General features: G+C 64.4%; 29 protein-coding genes and 1 tRNA gene. 27 read left to right on the forward strand and 3 right to left on the reverse strand.

Annotated elements, in window-relative coordinates; translation table 11 throughout:
• Nucleotides 1-44 precede the first annotated feature (44 nt).
• The 5 genes from iaaH to QMO14_RS06570 are packed head-to-tail and all read left to right on the forward strand — an operon-like array spanning nt 45 to nt 5879.
• Nucleotides 45-1451, forward strand: coding sequence for an indoleacetamide hydrolase (gene iaaH / locus QMO14_RS06550; RefSeq protein WP_301505577.1), 1407 nt, complete (start codon nt 45-47; stop codon nt 1449-1451).
• Nucleotides 1452-1470: 19 nt separating this feature from the next.
• Nucleotides 1471-2622: a substrate-binding domain-containing protein gene (locus tag QMO14_RS06555; RefSeq protein ID WP_301505578.1), complete on the forward strand. Its 1152-nt coding sequence runs from the start codon at nt 1471-1473 to the stop codon at nt 2620-2622.
• 2 nt (nt 2623-2624) lie between these two features.
• A complete protein-coding gene (locus QMO14_RS06560; RefSeq protein ID WP_301505579.1) occupies nt 2625-3482 on the forward strand; it encodes a branched-chain amino acid ABC transporter permease in 858 nt (285 codons plus the stop codon).
• The gene (locus QMO14_RS06565; protein WP_301505580.1) at nt 3460-5196 is read left to right on the forward strand and encodes an ATP-binding cassette domain-containing protein; all 1737 of its coding nucleotides are present in this window, start codon (nt 3460-3462) and stop codon (nt 5194-5196) included. The genes QMO14_RS06560 and QMO14_RS06565 overlap by 23 nt, the downstream gene beginning before the upstream one ends.
• The gene (locus QMO14_RS06570; RefSeq protein ID WP_301505581.1) at nt 5193-5879 is read left to right on the forward strand and encodes an ABC transporter ATP-binding protein; all 687 of its coding nucleotides are present in this window, start codon (nt 5193-5195) and stop codon (nt 5877-5879) included. Before QMO14_RS06565 ends, QMO14_RS06570 begins: the two co-directional genes overlap by 4 nt.
• A gap of 32 nt (nt 5880-5911) precedes the next feature.
• On the opposite strand, the gene QMO14_RS06575 is transcribed toward QMO14_RS06570, so the two are convergent.
• Nucleotides 5912-6160, reverse strand: a complete 249-nt coding sequence (locus tag QMO14_RS06575; RefSeq protein WP_301505582.1) for a hypothetical protein — start codon at nt 6158-6160, stop codon at nt 5912-5914.
• Between the two features lie 269 nt (nt 6161-6429).
• Here QMO14_RS06575 and QMO14_RS06580 point away from each other — a divergent pair, with 269 nt between their 5' ends.
• The 4 genes from QMO14_RS06580 (at nt 6430) to QMO14_RS06595 (ending at nt 9505) form a co-directional block, all read left to right on the forward strand.
• Nucleotides 6430-7395 carry a LysR substrate-binding domain-containing protein gene (locus QMO14_RS06580; protein ID WP_301505583.1) on the forward strand — a complete coding sequence of 322 codons (966 nt, stop codon included), beginning with the start codon at nt 6430-6432 and terminating at the stop codon, nt 7393-7395.
• Between the two features lie 152 nt (nt 7396-7547).
• The gene (locus QMO14_RS06585) at nt 7548-8123 is read left to right on the forward strand and encodes a Dps family protein (protein WP_301505584.1); all 576 of its coding nucleotides are present in this window, start codon (nt 7548-7550) and stop codon (nt 8121-8123) included.
• A complete protein-coding gene (gene ubiA, locus QMO14_RS06590; protein WP_301505585.1) occupies nt 8113-9012 on the forward strand; it encodes a 4-hydroxybenzoate octaprenyltransferase in 900 nt (299 codons plus the stop codon). Before QMO14_RS06585 ends, ubiA begins: the two co-directional genes overlap by 11 nt.
• Nucleotides 9013-9019: 7 nt before the next feature.
• Nucleotides 9020-9505 carry a MaoC/PaaZ C-terminal domain-containing protein gene (locus QMO14_RS06595; RefSeq protein WP_301505586.1) on the forward strand — a complete coding sequence of 162 codons (486 nt, stop codon included), beginning with the start codon at nt 9020-9022 and terminating at the stop codon, nt 9503-9505.
• 33 nt (nt 9506-9538) lie between these two features.
• On the opposite strand, the gene proC is transcribed toward QMO14_RS06595, so the two are convergent.
• Together proC and QMO14_RS06605 are read right to left on the reverse strand one after the other, a co-directional pair.
• Nucleotides 9539-10396, reverse strand: a complete 858-nt coding sequence (gene proC / locus QMO14_RS06600; RefSeq protein ID WP_301505587.1) for a pyrroline-5-carboxylate reductase — start codon at nt 10394-10396, stop codon at nt 9539-9541.
• A complete protein-coding gene (locus QMO14_RS06605; protein ID WP_301505588.1) occupies nt 10393-11565 on the reverse strand; it encodes an esterase-like activity of phytase family protein in 1173 nt (390 codons plus the stop codon). Before QMO14_RS06605 ends, proC begins: the two co-directional genes overlap by 4 nt.
• Nucleotides 11566-11779: 214 nt before the next feature.
• On the opposite strand from QMO14_RS06605, the gene rplN reads away from it, so the two are divergent.
• The 18 genes from rplN to QMO14_RS06695 all read left to right on the forward strand — a co-directional run bounded on the left by rplN (nt 11780) and on the right by QMO14_RS06695 (nt 20712).
• Nucleotides 11780-12148 (forward strand): 50S ribosomal protein L14, encoded by a 369-nt coding sequence (gene rplN / locus QMO14_RS06610; protein ID WP_009124801.1) that lies wholly within the window; start codon nt 11780-11782, stop codon nt 12146-12148.
• 12 nt (nt 12149-12160) lie between these two features.
• On the forward strand, nt 12161-12493 hold the full coding sequence (gene rplX / locus QMO14_RS06615; RefSeq protein WP_301505589.1) for a 50S ribosomal protein L24: 333 nt from the start codon (nt 12161-12163) through the stop codon (nt 12491-12493).
• 11 nt (nt 12494-12504) lie between these two features.
• Nucleotides 12505-13044 carry a 50S ribosomal protein L5 gene (rplE, locus tag QMO14_RS06620; RefSeq protein WP_081267426.1) on the forward strand — a complete coding sequence of 180 codons (540 nt, stop codon included), beginning with the start codon at nt 12505-12507 and terminating at the stop codon, nt 13042-13044.
• A gap of 8 nt (nt 13045-13052) precedes the next feature.
• Nucleotides 13053-13358, forward strand: a complete 306-nt coding sequence (rpsN, locus tag QMO14_RS06625; RefSeq protein ID WP_019653969.1) for a 30S ribosomal protein S14 — start codon at nt 13053-13055, stop codon at nt 13356-13358.
• A 20-nt stretch (nt 13359-13378) separates the two neighbouring features.
• Entirely contained in the window at nt 13379-13774 is a 396-nt protein-coding gene (rpsH, locus tag QMO14_RS06630; RefSeq protein ID WP_301505590.1) for a 30S ribosomal protein S8, read from the forward strand.
• Between the two features lie 24 nt (nt 13775-13798).
• Nucleotides 13799-14332, forward strand: coding sequence for a 50S ribosomal protein L6 (rplF, locus tag QMO14_RS06635; RefSeq protein WP_301505591.1), 534 nt, complete (start codon nt 13799-13801; stop codon nt 14330-14332).
• A gap of 14 nt (nt 14333-14346) precedes the next feature.
• Nucleotides 14347-14712: a 50S ribosomal protein L18 gene (gene rplR / locus QMO14_RS06640; RefSeq protein ID WP_081267539.1), complete on the forward strand. Its 366-nt coding sequence runs from the start codon at nt 14347-14349 to the stop codon at nt 14710-14712.
• Between the two features lie 18 nt (nt 14713-14730).
• Nucleotides 14731-15249 (forward strand): 30S ribosomal protein S5, encoded by a 519-nt coding sequence (gene rpsE / locus QMO14_RS06645; protein ID WP_301505592.1) that lies wholly within the window; start codon nt 14731-14733, stop codon nt 15247-15249.
• Nucleotides 15250-15284: 35 nt separating this feature from the next.
• Nucleotides 15285-15470, forward strand: coding sequence for a 50S ribosomal protein L30 (rpmD, locus tag QMO14_RS06650; RefSeq protein WP_009124818.1), 186 nt, complete (start codon nt 15285-15287; stop codon nt 15468-15470).
• A gap of 11 nt (nt 15471-15481) precedes the next feature.
• The gene (gene rplO, locus QMO14_RS06655; protein WP_019653975.1) at nt 15482-15913 is read left to right on the forward strand and encodes a 50S ribosomal protein L15; all 432 of its coding nucleotides are present in this window, start codon (nt 15482-15484) and stop codon (nt 15911-15913) included.
• 27 nt (nt 15914-15940) lie between these two features.
• The gene (gene secY / locus QMO14_RS06660; RefSeq protein ID WP_176665147.1) at nt 15941-17254 is read left to right on the forward strand and encodes a preprotein translocase subunit SecY; all 1314 of its coding nucleotides are present in this window, start codon (nt 15941-15943) and stop codon (nt 17252-17254) included.
• Between the two features lie 64 nt (nt 17255-17318).
• Nucleotides 17319-17432, forward strand: coding sequence for a 50S ribosomal protein L36 (gene rpmJ, locus QMO14_RS06665; RefSeq protein WP_013544106.1), 114 nt, complete (start codon nt 17319-17321; stop codon nt 17430-17432).
• A gap of 23 nt (nt 17433-17455) precedes the next feature.
• Nucleotides 17456-17821 (forward strand): 30S ribosomal protein S13, encoded by a 366-nt coding sequence (rpsM, locus tag QMO14_RS06670; protein WP_013544105.1) that lies wholly within the window; start codon nt 17456-17458, stop codon nt 17819-17821.
• A 12-nt stretch (nt 17822-17833) separates the two neighbouring features.
• Entirely contained in the window at nt 17834-18238 is a 405-nt protein-coding gene (gene rpsK / locus QMO14_RS06675) for a 30S ribosomal protein S11 (RefSeq protein WP_009124825.1), read from the forward strand.
• A gap of 131 nt (nt 18239-18369) precedes the next feature.
• Nucleotides 18370-18993, forward strand: coding sequence for a 30S ribosomal protein S4 (rpsD, locus tag QMO14_RS06680; RefSeq protein WP_093196104.1), 624 nt, complete (start codon nt 18370-18372; stop codon nt 18991-18993).
• A 142-nt stretch (nt 18994-19135) separates the two neighbouring features.
• Complete coding sequence (gene rpoA, locus QMO14_RS06685; RefSeq protein ID WP_009124827.1) at nt 19136-20125, forward strand: DNA-directed RNA polymerase subunit alpha; 990 nt, start codon at nt 19136-19138, stop codon at nt 20123-20125.
• A gap of 93 nt (nt 20126-20218) precedes the next feature.
• The gene (gene rplQ / locus QMO14_RS06690) at nt 20219-20617 is read left to right on the forward strand and encodes a 50S ribosomal protein L17 (RefSeq protein WP_126021204.1); all 399 of its coding nucleotides are present in this window, start codon (nt 20219-20221) and stop codon (nt 20615-20617) included.
• A gap of 18 nt (nt 20618-20635) precedes the next feature.
• Nucleotides 20636-20712 (forward strand) — tRNA-Met (locus QMO14_RS06695).
• Nucleotides 20713-20779: the final 67 nt, after the last annotated feature.

Genomic DNA, 20779 nt, shown 5'->3' on the forward strand with positions numbered 1-20779 from the left:
ACCCCGCTGCGTACATTGAATCGTCACCAAACGCTGAACGAGCCATGCACGCGATCGACCTTCCTCTCTCTGCCATTCGCAAGCTCCTTGATGGAGCGTCCGTTTCAAGCCTGGATCTGGCCGAGGCCTGCATCGCGCGGTCGCAAGCCCGCAGCGACCTCAACGTGTGGGTCAGCTTCGATCCCGAAGCACTGCGGAAGGAAGCGCGCGATGCGGACCGTCGTCTTGCCGCCGGCGAGCGGCTCCCCCTGCTGGGCATTCCCATCGCCTTGAAGGACAACATCGAGGCGGCCGGCATGGCCTGTGGAGCCGGTACGGCGTCATTGAGCGGAAAGAAGCCCAACGCGGATGCGGAGCTGGTCGCCCGCCTGCGGACGGCGGGGGCCGTGATTGCGGGCAAAGTGGGTATGCACGAGCTGGCGTTCGGCATCACCAACAACAACGCGGTCACCGGTGCCGTCAGAAACCCCTGGGATCGCACCAGGATTCCCGGCGGCAGCAGCGGGGGCTCGGGCGCCGTGGTCGGTGCGCGCATTGTTCCCGCCTCCATCGGAACGGACACGGGCGGGTCGGTCCGCGTCCCGGCGGCCCTCTGCGGGGTCAGCGGCTTCCGGCCGACCGTGGGACGCGTGTCGGCACAGGGCATCGCACCAATTTCGCTCACTCGTGACACGCCCGGGCCGGTGGCCTACACCATTGCGGACTGCGCCCTTCTCGATGAGGTGATGACAGGCGCCAAGGACGGCCAGGTGAAGGTGGCGCTCAAGGGGCTGCGCCTTGGCGTCCCGAGGCTTCCGTTCTGGAATGACCTGGAGCCCGCACTCGAACAGGTGGCTGAATCCGCGCTCAAGACGCTGCGGCAGGCCGGTGTCGAGTTCGTGGATGTCGACATGCCCGCCCTGCGCGAGCTCAATGCCGGTGTCGGCTTCCCGGTGGCGCTCTTCGAGTTCGTACGCGACATGCGGAGATATCTCGAGGAGCGCGGGCGCGGCGTCACGCTCGAGGAGCTGATCGCAGCCGTCGGCAGCCCGGACGTGCGCGGCGCGGTCGGTACGCTTCTGACCGGCGGGAGCATTCCCGAAGAAGTCTACGAGAGCGCTCTTCAGGCGAGACGGCAGTTGCAGGCCCTCTACAAGCGGACATTCGAATCGCATCGGATCGAAGCGCTGGTCTTCCCCACGACGCCACGGGTTGCGGCCCTCATCGGTGAGGACGAGACGGTCGACCTGAACGGCACGCAGCAGTCGACCTTCGGGACATTCATTCGCAATACAGACCCCGGAAGCAATGCATCGTTGCCCGGCGTGACCATCCCTCTCGGCCTTGCCGACAACCTGCCGGTGGGCCTCGCGCTCGATGGCCCCATGAACTCCGACCGCCGGCTTCTGGCGATCGCCGAAGCCGTCCAGTCAGCGCTTCCGCCTGCCCCTCAACTCACAACTCCCAACTGAAATCCCGAAGGAGCATTCCATGGATCGTCGTCATTTCCTGCAAGCAACGCTGGCCGCAGGGGCAGCTTCCGCACTGCCCAAAGCCTTCGCGGCCGACCCGCTCAAGGTGGCCGTGATGATTCCCCAGAGCGGTCCCGGAGGGTTGTTCGGTCCGTCGTGCAAGGCGTGCGCCGAGATGGCCGCCGTAGCCTTGAACGCCCGTGGCGGCGTGCTGGGCCGCAAGATCGAGCTCCTGTACGGAGATGCGGGCCTCGCTCCTGCGGAAGCTGGCCAGGCCGCGCTGAGGCTCTGGAAGGGCCAGAAGGCGGGTGCCGTCATCGGAATGCACGACAGCGCGGTGCGCGGTGCGCTCGTGGGGCTGTTCAAGGGCCAGGTGCCGTACCTGTACACGCCCGTCTATGAAGGCGGGGAGTGCGCAAAGGGTACGTACGTCAAGGGCGAGACGCCGCAGCAGCAGCTCGAGCCCGTCATCCCATGGCTGGCGGCCGAACGAAAGCCGACCAAGTGGTACATGATCGGCAACGACTACATCTGGGGCCGCAACACCAATGCCACCGCCAGGGCCTACATCGAGAAGACCGGCGCCAAGGTGGTCGGGGACGAGTACCTTCCCTTCACCGTCGACAACTTCGATGCGAGCCTCGCGCGCATCCGCGACAGCGGCGCGGACGCCGTGCTCGTGTCGCTGGTCGGCGGGGCTTCGGTGACCTTCAACAAGTCGTTCGCGAGCTTCGGCCTTTCGGACAAGGCGATCCGCCTGGGCACGCTGATCGAGGAGAACACCCTCGCGGGCATCGGCTTCGCCAACGCGCGCAACCTCTATTCGAGCTCGGGATACTTCGCGAACATCGACACGCCCGCGGCAAAGGCCTTCGCCGCGGACTATGCCAAGGCCAACGGCGCGAATGCACCGGCACTGAACGGCCTCGCCGAATCGACCTACGAAGGCTTCCTGATGCTCGAAGCGCTCGCGAAGAAGGCGGGGAGCCTGGACCCGGCGAAGCTCGATGCCGCCTCGAATGGAACGACCTACGACGGTCCGAGAGGCACGGTGACCGTGAAGGCGCGCCACGTGGAGCAGGACATCTACGTGGCCGACGTCACGGACAAGGGCTTCCGCGTGGTGAAGACCTTCCCGAAAGTCGGCGCCGGCCAGACTTGCAAGGTCTGACCATGCTCGACGGCAACATCCTGCTGCACGGCCTGAACCTGGCCTACGAACTGTCCACGCTCGCACTCACGACGCTGGGCCTGGCGATCGTCTTCGGCCTGCTGGGCGTCATGAACATGGCGCACGGGGAGTTCGTGATGCTCGGGGCCTATTCGGTGGTGACGGTGCAGAAGCTGGGGCTGCCGCTGGTGGCCGCGGCTCCCCTGGCGGTGGTGGTGTGCGGCGCGCTCGGGTACGTGGTGGAGCGCTGGCTCATACGGCCGCTCTATGCGCGGCCTTTCGATACGCTGCTCGCGACCTGGGCGCTCGCCATGCTCCTGAGAAAGCTGGTCGAAGCGGTCTTCGGCAGGGAGTACCGGAACGTCGAATCGACGCTGACCGAACCGATGATGGTCTTCGGTTCGCAGTACCCGGCCTATCGCCTGGCGCTGATCGTTCTGGCGCTCGCTGTGATGGCGGGGCTCTTCCTCTGGTATCGGCGCAGTGCGGCCGGGCTTCGAGTGCGTGCCATGACGGCGAATCCCGTTCTTGCGCAGGCGCTGGGCATCAACACCCGCCGGCTCGCTTCGCAGGCGTTCGTCATCGGAGTCGTGTTCGCCGGCCTGTCCGGGGTGCTCCTTGCGCCGTTGATCCGCATCGAACCGGGCATCGGCGTCGACTACCTGCTGGACGCGTTCTTCGTGCTGGTCGTGGGCGGGCTCGGGACCTTGGGCGGCATGTTCGGCGGTGTCGGAATCATCGGCGGCTCGCAGGCCATCGTCAGCAGCGTGGCAGGGCAGACCAGCGGCTACGCGGTGGTGCTCATGCTCTCCATCATCTTTCTGTGGCTCAAGCCCAATGGCCTTTTTTCGCGACGCTAAATCGGCGGCCTTCCTGGCCGCGGTACTGGTTGCGCTGCCGTTCGCGTCCAGCGAGTTCGTGGCGTACCAGATCGCCCTGTTCCTGATCTACGGGATTGCCGCGCAGGGCGTGGCCCTCTGCTGGGGGCGCCTTGGATTCCTGCCCCTGGGGCACGCGCTCTTCTTCGGGCTGGGAGCCTACCTCTTCGGGGGAATGCTCAAGGGCGCGGAGTCGAACCCCGCGCTGTACCTGGCGCTGCCGCTCGCCGTGGCGGTGCCGGCGTTGCTCGCCTACGTCATCGCGCGCCTGGTGTTCGCCAGAAGCTCGCGCAGCGGGCCCTACTTCTCGCTCATCACCCTGGCGCTGACGATGCTGGGCTTCCTGGCGGCGCAGCAGTGGAGCGGCCTTACCGGCGGCTTCAACGGCATGGCGAACATTCCCGACATTCCGGGCACGTCCCGCTACGAGACCTTGTACTGGCTCGTGGCGGCGGTCGCGGTCGTCTCGACGCTCGTGCTCGCGATGCTGGCAGCCCGGCCCATCGGGGTGGTCTGGGAGGCGGTGGCGCAGAACGAGGAGCGGCTTCAGCTGCTCGGGTATGCAACGGACCGGGTCAAGGCGAACGCCTACGCGTTCTCCGCCTTGCTCGCCGCGGCGGCAGGTGCCTTGTTCTCCGCGCACCAGGGCATCGTGACCCCGCAGGCGATGAGCTTCATCCTCTCGACTGAGTTCGTGATCTGGGCCGCCGTCGGAGGCAAGGGGAGCTCGCTGGGGCCATTGCTCGGTGCCACCGTGGTCGGCTATGCGTCCGCCGAGCTTCGGGAGCAGTTCCTCTACTGGGAAGTCGCGGTGGCGGCGCTCTTCATCGTCGTGGTGCTGTTCCTGCCGAACGGAGTCGCCGGCCTGCTGAAGCGCCGGGCCGACCCGCGCCACGGCAAGGATTCGCCGGCCCCTGCCGCGCATGAAGCGGCTACGACCAAGGCGCCCGTTTCCCTGACTCTCGACGGGGTGAAGACGGCCCAGTCGGGCGTGACGATCCTCGACGGGCTTTCCCTGGCCCTCAGCGGGCCCGGTATCCGCTGCGTCATCGGTCCCAACGGCGCGGGGAAGACCTCTTCGTTCAACGTCATCACGGGCCGGCTTCCGCTTCTCGGCGGCGGGGTCGCGCTCAACGGCCACGATATCGGTGGCCTGTCCGCGTGGCGCGTGGCGCGCAAGGGCATCGGACGCAAGATGCAGGTGCCGTCGGTCTTTCACGACCTCACGGTGCGGGAGAACCTGGGCCTGGCTGTCTGGGCCGGGCGGGCATCCGCCGTCGACATGCTGAAGCGGGCCACGCTGGGATGGCACACCGGGCTTCTCGCCGACATCCTGCAAGAGTTTCCCGCCCTCGCGTCGCAACTCGACGCTCCGGCCGGCACGCTGGCGCAAGGGCATCGGCAAGCGCTGGAACTGGCGATGACGCTCCTTCCGGAGCCGAAGCTGGTGTTGCTGGACGAACCCTGCGCGGGGCTTTCGCCCGGCGAGACCCATCAAATGATCGATGCCATCAAGACCCTGGTGAGCCAGATCGGTGCGGCTGCGCTGCTCATCGAGCATGACATCACGGCCGTGGATGCCATGGGCGGCGATGTGTATGTGCTGCACCAGGGGCGTCTCCTCGACAAGGGCTCGCTGGCGGACATCCAGTCCAGCGCGGCGGTGCGGGCGGTGTACGCGGGAGGCCGCAAATGACTCTGGTCTTCAACGAATTGGTATGCGGCTACGGCGACACCGTCGTGGTCCGTGGGGTGTCCGGAGAAGTCCGGCCCGGCCGTGCGCTCGCCATCGTGGGAAGAAACGGTGTCGGCAAGAGCACGCTCCTGAAGGCCTTGGCTGGCCAGTTGCCGCTCACGAGCGGCGACGTCGACTGGAACGGCCAGGCGCTCGGCGACAAGCCGCTGCACGCCCGGCTTGGCCTGGGAATCGCATTCGCGCCCCAGGAGAACGTCGTTTTCGGCGAGCTGACGGTGGCGGACAACCTGTGGCTGCACCTCGACGACAGGAAGGCCGAACGGTACGAGGAGGTCTTCCAGCACTTCCCGCTGCTTCAGCGCCGGCTCGACCAGCGGGCGGGGTCGCTCAGCGGCGGCGAGCGCAAGCTGTTGTCCTTCGCCCGGACCATGGGGCTGCAGGCGAAGCTCGCGATGCTCGACGAACCTACCGAAGGTGTACAGCCGGAAAACATCGACCGGATGGCCGCGATGGTCAATCGCAGGAAAGCCAGTGGCGATTCGTTCATCATCGTCGAGCAGAACCTGGAGTTCGTCGCGGCCTTTGCCGACACGGTCCTGGTCCTGGACCACGGAGAGGTTGTCCTGCAGGGCAACTTCGCCGCCCTGGGCCGCGAGCGGATCGAGCAGCACATGGTCGTCTGACCATCTTCGATCGATGCGTGCCTCATGTCGCTTCAGGCTGCCGTCAGCGCGCGAAGCTCGTCGAGCAGCCCGGCCTTTCGCTCGGCGTCGTACATCGGCGCCGGCATCCACCCAGGAAAGCCCGAGCGGCCGAGCAGGCTCTTGAGCGCCATGACCGAGCGCGTCTCGACGACCACGCTGGGCAGCGCGAGGTCCTGCCGCGCGAGCACGCTCTTCATGTGCTCAAACGGGCCCGTTCCCTTCGGAAGGATCGCCCAGCGTTCGGCGCGTGTGTCCGACAAGGGACGATCCTCCGCCCTGGTATCCAGTGCCCCGGCACGGGCCAAGTGCGAAAGACTCGTCCCGGCATCTACTTCGTCCCGCTCGACCACGTCTTGCTCGGACTCATGGCGCGCTGCATTCCAGATGCCATCTGAATCGCCCCGGCTTCCGTGAAAGCCGGGGCGATTCAGCTTTTGACACTCTGTTGGGAAATTTGACACTCTGTTGGGAGCCTCCAAGACCCCAGGCCTGCCGTGTCACAGGCCCTTGCGCATAATTGACGCAAGCTATGACTCTCACCGAACTCAAATACATCGTCGCAGTGGCCCGCGAACGGCACTTCGGCAAGGCGGCCGAGGCCTGCTACGTTTCGCAGCCGACGCTCTCTGTTGCCATCAAGAAGCTCGAGGACGAGCTCGAGGTCAAGCTCTTCGAGCGCAGTGCCGGCGAAGTGACCGTCACGCCGCTGGGCGAGCAGATCGTGCAGCAGGCCCAGAGCGTGCTCGACCAGGCCGCGAGCATCAAGGAGATCGCCAAGCGCGGCAAGGACCCGCTGGCCGGACCGCTGAACCTGGGCGTCATCTACACCATCGGGCCTTACCTGCTGCCCGACCTCGTGCGCCAGGTGATCCAGCGCACGCCACAGATGCCGCTGGTGCTGCAGGAGAACTTCACCGTCAAGCTGCTGGAGATGCTGCGCGCGGGCGAGATCGACTGCGCCATCATGGCCGAGCCCTTTCCCGACACCGGTCTGGCGATGGCGCCGCTGTACGACGAGCCTTTCATGGCGGCGCTGCCGAGCAAGCACAAGTTTGCCGACCGCGAATCGATCACGTCTGAAGAACTGCAGAGCGAGACCATGCTGCTGCTGGGCACCGGCCATTGCTTCCGCGACCACGTGCTGGAGGTGTGCCCGGAGTTCGCGCGCTTCTCCAGCAATGCCGAGGGCATCCGCAAGAGCTTCGAGGGCTCTTCGCTCGAGACCATCAAGCACATGGTGGCCTCGGGCATGGGCGTGACGCTGGTGCCGCGCCTGTCGGTGCCGGCCGATGCGCTCAAGCCCAAGGTGAAGGGCCGCAAGGAGCCCGAGCAGATGGTGCGCTATCTGCCTGTGCGCGACGCGCAGGACCGCGATCCGCCCACGCGCCGCGTGGTGCTCGCATGGCGGCGCACCTTCACGCGCTACGAGGCCATCGCCGCGCTGCGCAATGCGATCTACGCGTGCGAGCTGCCGGGCGTGAAGCGCCTTTCGTAGCAGGCCGCAATTCGAGAACTTGGCCTACGCGGCTGCTGGTTTGAATCGTTGATCGCTGAGATAGAGTGGCGCTGTTGCCAAGCCGCGTGCCGGCTTTCAGAATTCCGGCGACACCCTTCCAGGAACTCGACCGAAGAAAAGGATCTCCCGCCATGGCCAAAGACTCGAAGAAACCATCGTCCGCCGCTTCCGCCGGCAAGGTGCCCAAGAAGGGCGGCAAACAGGTCGCGCAGGAGTCGGGCAGCCGCAACGCGCCCATCATCAACATCGGCATCGAGCGCCAGGACCGCGCCGCCATCGCCGAAGGCCTGAGCCGCGTGCTGGCCGACACCTACACGCTGTACCTCACCACGCACAACTTCCACTGGAACGTGACGGGCCCGCACTTCAACTCGCTGCATGCGATGTTCATGTCCCAGTACACCGAGCTGTGGGGCGCGACCGACGTGCTGGCCGAGCGCATCCGCGCACTGGGCCACTACGCGCCGGGCTCGTACGCCGAGTTCAGCAAGATCGCCACCGTGCCCGACGTGCCGCAAAACCCGCCCAAGGCGATGGAGATGGTGCGCATCCTGGTGAAGGGCCACGAGACCGTGTCGCGCATCGCGCGCGAATTCATTCCTGTCGCCGAAGAAGCCGGCGACGACCCGACGGCCGACATGCTGACCGCGCGCTGCACGGTGCACGATCAGACGGCCTGGATGCTGCGTTCTCTCCTTGAAGACTGATTCCGCTCCTACCGCCATCGCGCCCGCGGTTCGCCGCGGGCGTTTTGCGTTGTATCTCGACCTGATCCGCTGGAACCGCCCGGCGGGCTGGCTGCTGCTGCTTTGGCCCACGCTGGGCGCGCTGTGGTTCGCGGCGGGCGGCTGGCCGGGCTGGCACCTGCTCATCGTGTTCACGCTCGGCACCTTCCTGATGCGCAGCGCCGGCTGCTGCGTGAACGACGTGGCCGACCGCGACTTCGACCGCCACGTCAAGCGCACGGCGCAGCGGCCCGTGACCAGCGGCGAGCTGTCGGTCAAGGAGGCGCTGGGGCTGGGCGTGGTGCTGGCGCTGGTGTCCTTCGGCCTGGTGCTCACGACCAACCGCACGACGGTGCTGTGGTCGTTCGCGGCACTGGCCATCACGCTGATCTACCCCTTCGCCAAGCGTTTTGTCTCGGTGCCGCAGGCGGTGCTGGGCATCGCCTTCAGCTTCGGCATTCCGATGGCCTTTGCGGCGGTGCAGTCGACCGTGCCGCTCTTCGCGGCGGCGCTGCTCGCAGGCAACCTGTTCTGGGTGCTGGCCTACGACACCGAGTACGCGATGGTCGACCGCGACGACGACCTGAAGATCGGCATGAAGACGTCGGCCATCACCTTCGGCCGCCTCGACGTGGCGGCGGTAATGACGAGCTACGCGATCTTCCTCGCCGTCTGGGCCTGGGCCGGCGCGAGCCGTTCGCTGGGCGTGCTGTTCTACGTCGGCATCGCGGTGGCCGCGGCGCAGGCGCTGTGGCACTGGCAACTGATCCACGACCGCACGCGCGAAGGCTGCTTCAAGGCCTTCCGCCTGAACCACTGGCTGGGCTTCACCGTGTTCGCCGGCGTCGTGGCCGGCTACGCGCTGCGTTGAACGGAACATGATGTCCGACGCGCTGCTGCAGCGGCTGAAGCTCAAGATCGGCCAGCAGGCCCACTCCGGCTGGCATCGCATCACGCAGGAGATGGTCGACCGCTACTCGGAGCTCTCGGGCGACGGCGAAGGCGAGTGGATTCACCTCGATCCCGAGCGCGCGGCGCGCGAGGCGGCCTACGGCGGCACCATCGTGCAGGGCTTCTTCCAGGTGTCGCACTTGATCCGGCTGACCGGCGAGGCCATGCGCACGCTGCTGCCCTTCGACTCGAATCACGCGCTCAACTACGGCTTCGATCGCCTGCGCTTCGTGCGGCCGATGCCGGTGGGCGCGCGTTTCCGGGCGCGCATACGCATCGCGGACGTGGCGGCCAGGCCGGGCGACAGCTTTTTGCTGAAGGAAGAAGTCTGGCTGGAGCTGGAAGACGGCACCGTCACGCTGGCCGCCGAATGGCTGTTCCTGCTCGGCCCGGGCGCGCTGTCCGGATGCTGAGCTTCTCTCTATTCATGTAGCCAGCTGCCGCGTTCAGTCGCGGCCGAATTCCTCGCCCAGTTCGGCCGCACGCTTCTGCGCCGCGCGGATCGCGGTCTTGAACTGCGACTTCACGTCCGCCGCCTGCAGCGAGGTGATGGCCGCATAGGTCGTGCCTCCCTTGGAGGTCACGCGCTCGCGCAGCACCGACGGCGGCTCGGTCGCGCTGTGCGCCAGCGCCGAGGCGCCGGTGAAGGTGCCGATGGCCAGCCGCTGGGCCTGTTCGGGCGTGAGGCCCATCTCCACTCCCGCCTCGGTCATCGCCTCGATGAAATAGAACACGTAGGCCGGGCCGGAGCCCGACATGGCGGTGACGGCGTCGAGCGCCGGTTCTGCGTCGACCCAGAGCAGTTCGCCGGTGGGCGCCAGCAGCTGGCCGACCATCGAGCGGTCGCTGTTCTCGACGCCGGGGCGCGCGAACAGGCCTGTCATGCCCTTGCCCACCAGCGCGGGCGTGTTGGGCATGGCGCGTACCACGCGTTCGGTGCCGAGCCAGCGCGCGATGCTGTCGGAAGGAATGCCGGCAGCCACGCTCAGGTGCAGGGCCTGGACTGCGAAGGGGCGCACCGCCTTCGCGGCGTCGGCGAAGGTCTGAGGCTTGACTGCCCAGACCGCCACGCCGCAGCGCGACAGCGCCTCGCTCGCCTCGGCCTTCGCGACGATGCCGAAGGACTGCGCCAGCTTCGCGCGGGCCTCCTCGAAAGGCTCGACGACTTCGAAGGCATCCGCCGGAGTGCCTTGCTGGATCAGGCCGCCGATGATGGCGCTGGCCATGTTGCCGCCCCCGATGAAGGCGACGGGGGGCAGCGGCGCGGGGCCGGTGCGGGGCAGGAAGGTCACGGCGATGGTCATGGTCGGTCGGCGTATTCGAAGGCGGCGAACTGGGTGATTTGAAGCGGGTTGAAATTGTCGTCGCTCACGACCACCAGCATGCGCCTGCCGCCTGGCAGGGGCGGGCCCCAGCACATGCCTTCGGTGTTGTCGAGCCTGGACAGGCCGAGCGCTGCGAAATCGGCCACCAGCCTCTTGGCCGCCGGCCGGTGGTTGCCGGACGCCAGCGCGTCGACGGCGAGCACGTCGCTGGCGGCGCGGGTGTCGATCTCGTACAGGCGCAGCGAATTGCCAGCGCCGCTGGCGTAGGCGCGCTCCAGCACCAGCATGCGGTCGGCGTCGAGCATCAGGATTTCGCTCACGCCGTTGTCGGCGTAGCTGCCGGGGATCAGCGGGCGCAAAGGGATGGCGTCGGGAACATAGGCAATCTGCCGATCGACCTGGCCGGTCTCGAGGTCGACCCGGGTGAAGCGGCAGGGGCCTCCCGGAGCGCTGGTGGTGGGCTCGGGACCGTCCTGGACCAGGGCGTTTTCCATTCCCAGCCAGGCGAAGCGGCCGTCGGGCGAGAGGCTGACGCCCTCGAAAGTCAGGTTGTCGCGCGGGCCGCGGCGCTGGGCCGGGTCGGGCTGGAACATCGCCGGCATGCGGAACTCGCGCAGGAAGCGGCCGTCCCGGGCCGATTCGTACAGCGCCGGGCCGAAGCCGCGGGCGACGTCGCCCTCGCTGCTCCACAGCAGGGTGTTGCTGGCGGGGCGCAGCCGGAGAGCTTCGGGGTCGGGCACCGGCAGGCCATCGACCGCATTGCGCCGGCTGGGCCAGGGGCCGCCGCCGGGGCGTTGCAGCTGCACCACGCCGGTCGGCTCGGGCGGCGTGGACTGCGGGAAGGGCCAGCGTGCGGTGCAGTAGCGCACGGGGGCGATATCCGATCGGTCGTCGCTGATGAGCAGGTACTCACCTCGGATCGGGTCGTAGTCGACGCCTGAGAGGCCGCCGACCGTGATTCCCTCAATATGAAGGCGGTGCGGCCAGCGCGCCTGGGCGAGGAGGCGCAGCTGGCCAGGGTCTGCATTCGGCGTCGCGCCACTCCTGCAGCCGGCCAGCGCCCACCCTGCCAGACCGGCCCCGCCGGCCAGCAGCAAGCGGCGTTGCCGTGATGAGGTCGAAAGAACGGGTTTTTCGGGGGCGTGCACGCTCCGGAGTCTAGTTGCAGTACTTCAAGGCAACCGGGGGTGTTGACTTCCGGCTTCTTGCGTGCAACAATCGCGGGCTTCGCTTTCAAAAGGCGAAGCTTTCAGCCCAAAGCGGAAGTGCCTCGAGTGGTTCGGGGTATGGACGACGGGCCCAAGACTGACTGATTTGCCTCCCTCCTGGATGCACATCGGTACAAGTTGGGAATATCAAGAAATGATCCAAACTGAATCCCGGCTCGAAGTGGCCGACAACACGGGCGCGAAATCCGTCCTGTGTATCAAGGTGCTCGGTGGCTCCAAGCGGCGTTACGCCAGCGTGGGCGACGTCATCAAGGTCAGCATCAAGGAAGCCGCTCCGCGTGGTCGCGTCAAGAAGGGCGAGATCTACAGCGCAGTGGTGGTCCGCACCGCCAAGGGCATCCGTCGCGCCGACGGTTCGCTCGTCAAGTTCGACGGCAACGCAGCAGTGTTGCTCAATGCCAAGCTGGAGCCCATCGGCACCCGCATCTTCGGACCGGTCACGCGCGAACTGCGCACCGAGAAGTTCATGAAGATCGTGTCGCTGGCACCCGAAGTTCTCTAAGGACACAACGCCATGAACAAGATTCGCAAGGGCGACCAGGTCATCGTGTTGGCCGGCCGCGACAAGGGCAAGCGGGGCACCGTCTCGCTGCGCAAGGATGACTCGCACGTGGTCATCGAAGGCATCAACCTCGTCAAGAAGCACACCAAGCCGAACCCGCTCAAGGGTACGACCGGTGGCATCGTCGAGAAGGCCATGCCGATTCACCAATCCAACGTGGCGATCTTCAACGCCGCGACCGGCAAGGCCGATCGCGTGGGCGTCAAGATCTCCCAGGATGTTGACGGCAAGCGCGTGGCTGTTCGCGTGTTCAAGTCGAGCGGCGAAGAAATCAAGTTCGCCTAAGAGGTACTCACATGGCACGTCTCCAACAACACTATCGCGAAAAGATCGCGAAAGACCTGACGGAAAAGTTCGGCTACACGTCGCCGATGCAGGTTCCGCGCCTCACCAAGATCACGCTCAACATGGGTGTGGGTGAAGCAGTCGCCGACAAGAAGGTTCTCGACAACGCCGTCGCCGACCTGACCAAGATCGCTGGCCAGAAGCCCGTGGTTACCAAGTCGAAGAAGGCCATCGCCGGTTTCAAGATCCGCGAAAACCAGCCGATCGGTTGCATGGTCACGCTGCGTGGCGTGCAAATGTACGAATTCCTGGACCGCTTCGTGACCATCGCGCTGCCGCGCGTTCGCGACTTCCGTGGTATCTCGGGTCGTGCGTTCGATGGCCGTGGCAACTACAACATCGGCGTCAAGGAACAGATCATTTTCCCCGAGATCGAGTACGACAAGGTCGATGCCCTGCGCGGTCTCAATATCAGCATCACGACGACGGCCAAGACCGACGAAGAAGCCAAGGCGCTTCTCGCTGGCTTCCGTTTCCCGTTCAAGAACTGAGGTGACCTGTGGCTAAAGCATCTTTGATCCAGCGCGAACTCAAGCGCGACAAGCTGGTTGCCAAGTTCGCAGCGAAGCACGCCGAACTGAAGGCGGCTTCCAACGACCTGAAGAAGACCGAAGAAGAACGTGCTGCTGCGCGTCTGGCGCTGCAGAAGCTGCCGCGCAACGCGAACCCCACGCGTCAGCGCAACCGTTGCGAAATCACCGGTCGCCCGCGTGGCACTTTCCGTCAATTCGGTCTGGCCCGCGCCAAGATCCGCGAACTGGCTTTCAACGGCGACATCCCCGGTGTCACCAAGGCCAGCTGGTAAGCCAGGCAGGAGCAAACAACATGAGCATGAGTGATCCCATTGCCGACCTGCTGACGCGTATCCGCAACGCGCAGATGGTGGCGAAGCCCACCGTGTCGGTCCCGTCTTCCAAGGTGAAGGTCGCGATCGCACAAGTCCTGAAGGACGAGGGCTACATCGACGGCTTCCAGGTCAAGACCGAAGCCGGCAAGAGCGAACTTGAAATCTCGCTGAAGTACTACGCTGGCCGTCCGGTCATCGAGCGCATCGAGCGTGTGAGCCGCCCCGGCCTGCGTGTCTACAAGGCCAGTTCTTCCATTCCGCAAGTCCAGAACGGCCTCGGTGTTGCGATCGTCACGACCCCCAAGGGCGTGATGACCGACCGTAAGGCTCGCGCCACCGGTGTCGGCGGCGAAGTTCTGTGCTACGTCGCCTAACCGAGACATCGAGGAGTTACTGAAATGTCCCGAGTAGGAAAAATGCCGATCACCATCCCCGCAGGCGTGGATGTGTCGATCAAGGAAGACCAGATCAGCGTCAAGGGCACGGGCGGTTCGCTCAGCCTGGCGCGCAATGCCCTGGTCAAGATCGTCAGCAATGACGGCCAGCTGAACTTCGAGCCCGCCAACGATTCGCGTGAAGCGAACGCTATGAGCGGCACGGTCCGTCAGCTGGTGAACAACATGGTGGTTGGCGTGACCAAGGGCTTCGAGAAGAAGCTCAACCTGGTCGGCGTGGGCTACAAGGCAGCCGCAGCCAACAACAAGCTGAACCTGCAAGTCGGTTATTCGCATCCGGTCAACATCGACATGCCGCAAGGCATCACGGTGCTCACCGCGACCCCGACCGAAATCGTGATCAAGGGTGCTGACCGTCAGCGCGTTGGTCAAATCGCCGCTGAGATCCGCGCTGTTCGTCCGCCTGAGCCTTACAAGGGCAAAGGCATCCGTTATTCGGACGAGAAGATCGCGATCAAAGAGACCAAGAAGAAGTAAGGGGCAGCAAAATGATGTTGACCAAAAAAGCACAGCGTCTTCGCCGCTCGCGCCAGACCCGCATCCGCATCGCGACGCAGGGCGTGGCCCGTCTGACGGTGAATCGCACCAACCTGCACATCTACGCCACCGTCATCTCCGACGACGGCTCCAAGGTGATTGCAACCGCATCGACGGCAGAAGCCGAAGTGCGTACCTCGCTCGGCGGTTCGGGCAAGGGCGGCAATGCCGCTGCAGCCACCGCCGTCGGCAAGCGCATCGCCGAGAAGGCGAAGGCTGCCGGCGTCGAGAAGGTTGCCTTCGACCGCGCAGGTTTCGCATACCACGGCCGCGTCAAGGCGCTGGCCGAAGCTGCCCGCGAAGCCGGCCTGCAGTTCTAAACGGACACGAGATTCAAAATGGCAAAGATTCAGGCAAGAGCGCAGAACGAAGGCCCCGAGGACGGTTTGCGCGAGAAGATGATCGCGATCAACCGCGTCACCAAGGTGGTGAAGGGTGGTCGTATCCTCGGTTTCGCGGCACTCACCGTGGTCGGTGACGGCGATGGTCGCGTCGGCATGGGCAAGGGCAAGTCGAAGGAAGTGCCCGCTGCGGTGCAGAAGGCAATGGAAGAAGCACGTCGCAACCTGCTGAAGGTTTCGATCAAGAACGGCACGCTGCATCACCAGGTGCAAGGCCACCATGGTGCCTCGACTGTCGTGATGTACCCGGCTCCCAAGGGTACCGGCATCATCGCCGGCGGCCCGATGCGCGCCGTGTTCGAAGTGATGGGTATCACCGACATCGTGGCCAAGAGCCATGGTTCGTCGAACCCCTACAACATGGTTCGCGCCACGCTCGACGGGTTGAAGAACTCGACGACGGCGGGCCAGGTGGCTGCCAAGCGCGGCCTCACCGTCGAAGAAATCTTCGCTTAAACGCGGGCCTTCGAAAGCCTGCAGGAAGCATTCAAATGACGACGCAACAACAAACCCTCAAGGTCCAATTGGTCAAGAGCCCGATCGGTACCAAGGAATCGCATCGCGCGACCGTGCGTGGCCTCGGCCTGCGCAAGCTCAACAGCGTGAGCGAGCTGCAAGACACGCCCGCTGTGCGCGGCATGATCAACAAGATCAGTTATCTGGTCAAAGTTCTGTAAGAGAGACTGATATGGAACTCAATGGCATCAAGCCGGCGGATGGCGCCAAGCACGCCAAGCGCCGTGTCGGCCGCGGTATCGGCTCCGGCCTGGGCAAGACCTCGGGCCGTGGCCACAAGGGCCAGAAGTCGCGCGCAGGCGGTTTCCACAAGGTCGGCTTCGAAGGCGGTCAAATGCCGCTGCAGCGTCGCCTGCCGAAGCGTGGCTTCAAGTCGCACCTGCTGAAGTTCAACGCCGAAGTCACGCTGACTGCTCTCGAGCAACTGGGCCTGGCCGAAGTGGACATCCTGGCGCTGAAGCAAGCCGGCCTAGTGGGCCAACTCGCCAAGGTCGTCAAGGTCGTGAAGACCGGTGAGCTCACCAAGGCCGTCAAGCTGACGGGCGTGGGCGCAACGGCTGGTGCCAAGGCTGCTATCGAAGCAGCCGGCGGCAGCATCGCCTGATCATCATCGGACTGAAAGAAGTTCTTCGTGGCAACTAACGCGGCAACGATCGCAAAAACAGGCAAGTTCGGCGACCTCCGTCGTCGGCTCGTCTTTTTGCTGCTCGCGCTCGTGGTCTACCGGATTGGCGCTCATATCCCTGTGCCGGGTATCAACCCGGACCAGTTGGCAGCGTTGTTCCAGGGCCAGCAGGGCGGCATTCTGAGCCTGTTCAACATGTTCTCGGGCGGGGCGCTGTCGCGTTTCACCGTGTTCGCGTTGGGGATCATGCCGTACATCTCGGCGTCGATCATCATGCAGCTGATGACCTACGTGCTTCCGACCTTCGAGCAATTGAAGAAGGAAGGCGAGGCGGGACGCCGCAAGATCACGCAGTACACGCGCTATGGCGCGCTGGGTCTGGCCCTGTTCCAGTCGTTCAGCATCGCGGTGGCTCTGGAATCGTCGGCCGGTCTGGTCATCTCGCCCGGCTTCGGCTTCCGCCTGACCGCCATGGTGAGCCTGACGGCGGGCTCCATGTTCCTGATGTGGCTCGGCGAGCAGATCACCGAACGTGGCCTCGGCAACGGTATCTCGATCCTGATCTTTGCAGGTATCGCGGCCGGTCTGCCCAACGCCATCGGCGGCCTGCTTGAGCTGGTGCGTACCGGTGCCATGAACGTGATCGTCGCGCTCTTCATCGTCGCCGTGGTGGTGCTGGTCACCTACTTCGTGGTGTTCGTCGAACGCGGCCAGCGCAAGATCCTCGTGAACTATGCGCGGCGCCAGGTGGGCAACAAGGTGTATGGCGGCCAGTCGTCGCATCTGCCGCTGAAGCTGAACATGGCTGGCGTGATCCCGCCGATCTTCGCTTCGTCGATCATCCTGCTGCCGGCAACGGTGGTCGGCTGGTTCAGTACCGGTGAAGGCGGCTTTCGCTGGATCAAGGACGTTGCCAGCGCTCTGCGCCCCGGCGAGCCGATCTACGTGCTGCTGTATGCCGCTGCCATCGTTTTCTTCTGCTTCTTCTACACGGCGCTCGTGTTCAACAGCAAGGAAACGGCCGACAACCTGAAGAAGAGCGGTGCATTCATTCCTGGCATTCGCCCGGGTGACCAGACCGCTCGCTACATCGACAAGATTCTGGTTCGCCTGACGCTGGCTGGCGCGGTGTACATCACCTTCGTCTGCCTGCTGCCAGAGTTCCTGATCCTGAAGTACAACGTGCCGTTCTACTTCGGTGGTACCTCCCTGCTGATCATCGTGGTCGTCACGATGGACTTCATGGCCCAGGTGCAAAACTACATGATGTCCCAGCAGTACGAATCGCTGCTGAAGAAGGCGAACTTCAAGACATCGTAGGGCTGTGTTTCAGTATTGAGTCCGGGCGGTAGACCGCCACGTTAAACAGTTTTAGGAGAGTGAAATGAGAGTTTCGGCTTCGGTCAAAACCATTTGCCGTAATTGCAAGGTCATCCGCCGCAAGGGTGTGGTGCGCGTGATCTGCACCGACCCGCGCCACAAGCAGCGCCAGGGTTGATTGAAGAGTATTAGAGGACGCACATGGCACGTATTGCTGGCATCAACATCCCGCCGCACAAGCACGCTGAAATCGGCCTGACCGCCATCTTCGGCATCGGTCGCACCCGCGCCCGTCAGATCTGCGAAGCGAGCGGCATCGAGTATTCGAAGAAGATCAAGGATCTGACCGACGCCGATCTCGAGAAGATCCGCGACCAGATCGCGCTGTTCACGATCGAAGGCGACCTGCGTCGCGAAACGACGATGAACATCAAGCGCCTGATGGACATCGGCTGCTACCGCGGCTTCCGTCATCGTCGCGGCCTGCCGATGCGCGGCCAGCGCACGCGCACCAACGCCCGCACCCGCAAGGGTCCGCGCAAGGCTGCGCAGTCCCTGAAGAAATAAGGATAGAACAGCATGGCTAAAGCACCTGCAAACAACGCCGCACAGCGCGTTCGCAAGAAGGTTCGCAAGAACGTCGCGGACGGTATCGCTCACGTGCACGCTTCGTTCAACAACACCATCATCACGATCACCGATCGCCAGGGCAACGCCCTGTCGTGGGCTTCGTCGGGTGGCCAGGGCTTCAAGGGCTCGCGCAAGTCGACGCCGTTCGCTGCGCAGGTGGCTTCCGAAGTGGCCGGCCGTGCTGCTGTCGAACAAGGCATCAAGAACCTCGACGTCGAGATCAAGGGCCCCGGCCCCGGTCGCGAATCGTCGGTGCGCGCACTGGCTGCGCTCGGCATCCGGATCAATTCGATCGCCGACGTGACGCCCGTTCCGCACAACGGCTGCCGTCCCCAGAAGCGTCGCCGCATCTGATCGTCAGCCAGCAAGGCGCAGCCGGCTTTGAATAGCGGCTGCGCATTTGTTTTTTAACTAAGCCCACCGCCATCAGCATTCCGCCGATGGCTCCCGCAGGCAACTGCGGCAGATGACACAAAGGAAAAATCGTGGCACGTTACCTCGGCCCCAAGGCCAAACTTTCCCGCCGTGAAGGCACCGACCTGTTCCTGAAGAGCGCCCGCCGTTCGATCCAGGACAAGGCCAAGTTCGACTCCAAGCCAGGCCAGCACGGCCGCACCTCGGGCCAGCGCACCTCCGACTACGGCCTGCAGCTGCGCGAGAAGCAGAAGGTCAAGCGCATGTACGGCGTGCTCGAGAAGCAATTCCGCCGCTACTTCGAGGAAGCCGACCGCCGCCGTGGCAACACCGGCGCCAACCTGCTGTTCATCCTCGAATCGCGCCTGGACAACGTCGTCTACCGCATGGGCTTCGGCTCGACCCGCGCCGAAGCGCGCCAACTCGTGTCGCACAAGGCGATCACGGTGAACGGTCAGTCGGTCAACATCCCGTCGTACCTGGTCAAGACCGGCGACGTGATCGCCGTGCGCGACAAGTCGAAGAAGCAGACCCGCGTTGTCGAAGCTCTGCAACTCGCCCAGCAAGTCGGTATTCCGGCATGGGTCGACGTGAATGCCGACAAGGCCGAAGGCACGTTCAAGAAGGTGCCCGATCGCGACGAATTCGCAGCCGACATCAACGAATCGCTGATCGTCGAACTGTATTCGCGTTGATTTTTTCTACCCGCCTGCGCTTTCACGCGCCGGCGGGAGATTGTTTTTGTTGTTCACGTTCCTGTTCCGCGCTCCGTCGCGGCTCAGGTGCTTCACCAGCCTTACCGGTGTAACGAGCCGGGGGTATTGAGAGGAAGTCTGCATGCAAACCACCCTGCTGAAACCCAAGACCATCCAGGTCGAGCAACTTGCCGCCAACAAGGCCAAGGTGACGCTCGAGCCTTTCGAGCGCGGCTACGGCCACACGCTCGGCAACGCGCTGCGTCGCGTTCTGCTGTCGTCCATGGTGGGCTACTCGGCCACCGAAGTCACGATCGCTGGCGTTCTGCATGAGTACTCGTCGATCGACGGCGTGCAGGAAGATGTCGTCAACATCCTGCTGAACCTCAAGGGCGTGGTGTTCAAGCTCCACAACCGCGACGAAGTCACGCTGAGCCTGCGCAAGGACGGCGAAGGCCCGGTCCTGGCGTCGGACATCCAGACCCCGCACGACGTCGAGATCATCAACCCCGACCACGTGATCGCCCACCTGTCGCAAGGCGGCAAGCTCGACATGCAGATCAAGGTCGAGAAGGGCCGCGGCTACGTGCCCGGCACGATGCGCCGTTATGCGGACGAGCCTACCAAGTCGATCGGCCGCATCGTCCTCGACGCTTCGTTCTCGCCCGTCAAGCGCGTGAGCTACACCGTCGAAAGCGCCCGCGTCGAGCAGCGCACCGACCTCGACAAGCTGCTGGTCGAAATCGAGACCAACGGCGCGATCACCGCCGAAGACGCAGTGCGCGCATCGGCTAAAATCCTGGTCGAGCAGCTCGCCGTGTTCGCGCAGCTCGAAGGCGGCGAACTCGCTGCGTTCGACGCTCCGGCTCCGCGCAGCGCACAGCAGTTCGATCCGATCCTGCTGCGCCCTGTCGACGAACTCGAACTGACGGTGCGTTCGGCCAACTGCCTGAAGGCCGAAAACATCTACTACATCGGTGACCTGATCCAGCGCACCGAGAACGAGCTGCTCAAGACCCCGAACCTGGGTCGCAAGTCGCTCAACGAAATCAAGGAAGTGCTCGCCTCGCGCGGCCTGACCTTGGGCATGAAGCTCGAAAGCTGGCCGCCGGCCGGTCTCGACAAGCGTTGATTTGAATTTTTTGAAGAGGCCCCCTGAAAAGGGCCAGTGCAGCGGGCAGTACCTGACACGGCTGCCTGTTTTTATAAAGTAAAGGAAAGCACCATGCGTCACGGACACGGACTCCGCAAACTCAACCGCACCAGCTCGCACCGCCTCGCGATGCTGCAGAACATGATGAATTCGCTCATCGAGCACGAAGTCATCAAGACCACGGTCCCCAAGGCCAAGGAACTGCGCCGCGTCATCGAGCCGATGATCACGCTCGCCAAGAAGCCCACCGTCGCCAACAAGCGCCTGGCCTTCGATCGCCTGCGCAACCGCGATGCCGTCGTGAAGCTCTTCGGCGACCTCGGCCCGCGTTTCGCAACGCGTCCGGGCGGCTACACCCGCATCCTGAAGATGGGTTTCCGCGTGGGTGACAACGCCCCGATGGCGCTTGTCGAACTGGTCGACCGTCCTGAAATTAAAGAAGACGCAGCCGAGCAAAACGCCGCTGAATAAGCTATAATCTAAGTCTGCCGCGCGATGGAGCAGCCTGGTAGCTCGTTGGGCTCATAACCCAAAGGTCGCAAGTTCAAATCTTGCTCGCGCAACCAAATTGAAAAGGCCCTTTGACAAATCAAAGGGCCTTTTTCTTCGCCGATCTTTTTGTCGATCAATTGC

Source organism: Variovorax sp. CAN15, from assembly GCF_030462475.1.
GTDB lineage: Bacteria > Pseudomonadota > Gammaproteobacteria > Burkholderiales > Burkholderiaceae_C > Variovorax.